We start from the raw sequence: 2,406 nt of genomic DNA on the forward strand, positions 1-2,406 counted from the left end.
CCCGCTCCCGATTGCCCCGTCCTGGCTGGGCCGAGGAGCGCAGACGTAGGCGGATCAGGGATCGCGCTTGTCTGAGCGAAGCGAGTTTGCGCGAGACCCCGCCGTAGTCGAGCACCGCAGGTTGCCCGTAGCGAAGCGTAGGGACCCAGACTGCGGGTCGCCTTTTCTTTGGTGACTTTCTTTTGGCGAAGCAAAARAAAGTTACTTGCCGCCGGGCAATCCCCGGCCAACCGCCCTCAGCAGAGAGCGCGCCGCCGGAGCAAGAACCGGCCTATTTCGAAGCCTCCCCGCGAGCCGCCTCCAGGACATCGCGAGTCCTCACCGCCTCCCGCCGAGCAGCCTCAGCAAAATCATCCCCACTGGACGCATACAAAATAGCCCGAGAAGAATTGACGATGATGGGCGCCCCGGCCCGCCAGCCAGCCTTGACGGTGGCCACCGCATCCCCACCCTGCGCCCCAACACCGGGAATCAGCAAAGGCAGGACAGGCGCAACAGCACGCACACGCTCGATCTCCGCCGGATAGGTCGCCCCCACCACCAGCCCCAACTGGCCGTTGAGGTTCCACGGCCCTTGCGCCAATCGCGCCACGTGTTCATACAGCAGCGGCTGGCCTTCAATGGACGCAAAACGCTGGTTCTGCAAATCGTCACCGCCGGGGTTGGAGGTGCGGCACAGCAAAAACGCGCCCTTGCCTTCGTACTTCAGATAGGGCGCGACCGAGTCGAAGCCCATGAAGGGCGAGAGCGTCACCGCGTCGGCGCCGTAGCGCTCAAAAGCTTCCTTGGCGTACTGCTCGGCGGTGGAGCCGATGTCGCCGCGCTTGGCATCCAGGATGATGGGTACTTGCGGCGCGACGCGGCGCATGTGTTCCATCAGGCGTTCGAGCTGGCCTTCGGCGCGATGGGCGGCGAAGTAGGCGATCTGCGGCTTGAAGGAAATCACCAGGTCGGCGGTGGCATCGACAATCGCCGCGCAAAAATCGTAAATCTTGTTGGCGTCGCCCTTGAGCTTGCCGGGGAATCTGGTCGGCTCCGGATCCAGGCCGACGCAGAGCATGGAATGGTTCTGGCGTTCTGCGGCGGTGAGCATGTCGAGGAAAGTCATAACCCGTATTGTAAGAAGGTGGCTCCCAAAGCAGGTTTTCCCCCAAACCGGGACAATCGCGCAAAACCACCCGCCCCCACCCAGCCACCCACCCATGCAACTCTCCCAACGCCAACTCGTCCTGCTGGTCCTTCTCACCCTGGTCTGGGGCTTGAACTGGCCGGTGATGAAGATGGGCATCGCGGACTATCCGCCGCTGACTTTCCGGGCGATTTCAATCTGGCTGGGGATTCCGGTGCTGGGGCTGGCGATGGTGCTGCTCAAGGTGCCGTTCTTCGTGCCGCGCGACAAGTGGCGCGAGCTGTTCTGGCTGGCGGCGGCGAATATGTTTGTCTGGCATGCGCTGATCATCCTGGCGGTGAAAAACCTCAGCAGCGGGCGCGCGGCCATCCTGGGCTACACCATGCCGATTTTTTCGGCGCTGCTGGGCGCCTGGTTCTTCGGCGCGAAGCTCAAACCCCGCAACTGGCTGGGTGTGGCAGCTGCCGCTGTGGGCGTGGCACTGCTGCTTTGGTATGAGCTGACGAATCTGTCGGGCCGGCCGCTGGGCGTGCTGTGCGCGCTGGTGGCGGCGGCCGTGTGGGCGCTAGGCACACAGATGCTGCGCAAGACCACCATCGCGGCGGCCACGCTCACGCTGTCCTTCTGGATGACGGTGATGACGGCCGTGGTGCTGACCGTGCTGGGCATCGTCTTTGAAATGCCGCAGTGGAAGGCACCCTCGCCCACGACTTGGGGCGCGATTCTTTACAACGCGGTGCTGATCTTCGGTTTTGCCCACGCGGCCTGGTTCACCTTGGCGCGCGCGCTGCCGCCTGTGGCCTCGACCCTGAGCGTGATGATGATTCCCATCCTGGGCGTGTTTTCAGGCGCGCTGGGCCTGGGCGAGGTGCTGCACTGGCAGGACTGGGCAGCGGTGGTGTTGATGGTGGCGGCGATCGCCTCGGTGCTGGCGCCCAGCCGGGACACCGCCAAGGCCTGAAGCGGTCTTAACCGGCTGCGGGCCTGACACGGCTCATGGCCAGGCACAGGTCGTCCCAGGCCTTGGCCTTGTCGGACGGGTTGCGCAGCAAATAAGTGGCGTCGTAGGTCACCACCGTGTGAGCGCCGTGCAGGCCGTGCACCTGGCCGCGCAGCTTGCCGAAAGGTTCGCCGGACTGCAGCAAAGCCTGTGCAGCCAGGCGGCCCATGACCAGCACCACGTCGGGCTGCGCGCTGGCCAGCAGGGCCGGCAGCGCCTCGGGCAGGGCGGCGCCCACGCCGGCGGCCGCGCCGCGCACCAGCGGTGCCAGCAGCAC

The 2,406-nt window shown here is 65.2% G+C and carries 3 protein-coding genes; 1 reads left to right on the plus strand and 2 read right to left on the minus strand.

From position 1 onward, the window contains the following. Positions 1 to 271: 271 nt before the first annotated feature. The gene (gene pyrF / locus AC1D1Y_RS25885; protein WP_477684876.1) at positions 272 to 1,108 is read right to left on the minus strand and encodes an orotidine-5'-phosphate decarboxylase; all 837 of its coding nucleotides are present in this window, start codon (positions 1,106 to 1,108) and stop codon (positions 272 to 274) included. Positions 1,109 to 1,202: 94 nt separating this feature from the next. Here pyrF and AC1D1Y_RS25890 point away from each other — a divergent pair, with 94 nt between their 5' ends. Beyond that, on the plus strand, positions 1,203 to 2,090 hold the full coding sequence (locus AC1D1Y_RS25890; RefSeq protein ID WP_477684877.1) for a DMT family transporter: 888 nt from the start codon (positions 1,203 to 1,205) through the stop codon (positions 2,088 to 2,090). A gap of 7 nt (positions 2,091 to 2,097) precedes the next feature. On the opposite strand, the gene AC1D1Y_RS25895 is transcribed toward AC1D1Y_RS25890, so the two are convergent. After that, on the minus strand, positions 2,098 to 2,406 hold a 309-nt coding region (locus AC1D1Y_RS25895; protein ID WP_477684878.1), incomplete at its 5' end, for a uracil-DNA glycosylase family protein.

The sequence above is a fragment of the Polaromonas sp. P1_G1 genome, from assembly GCF_056405595.1.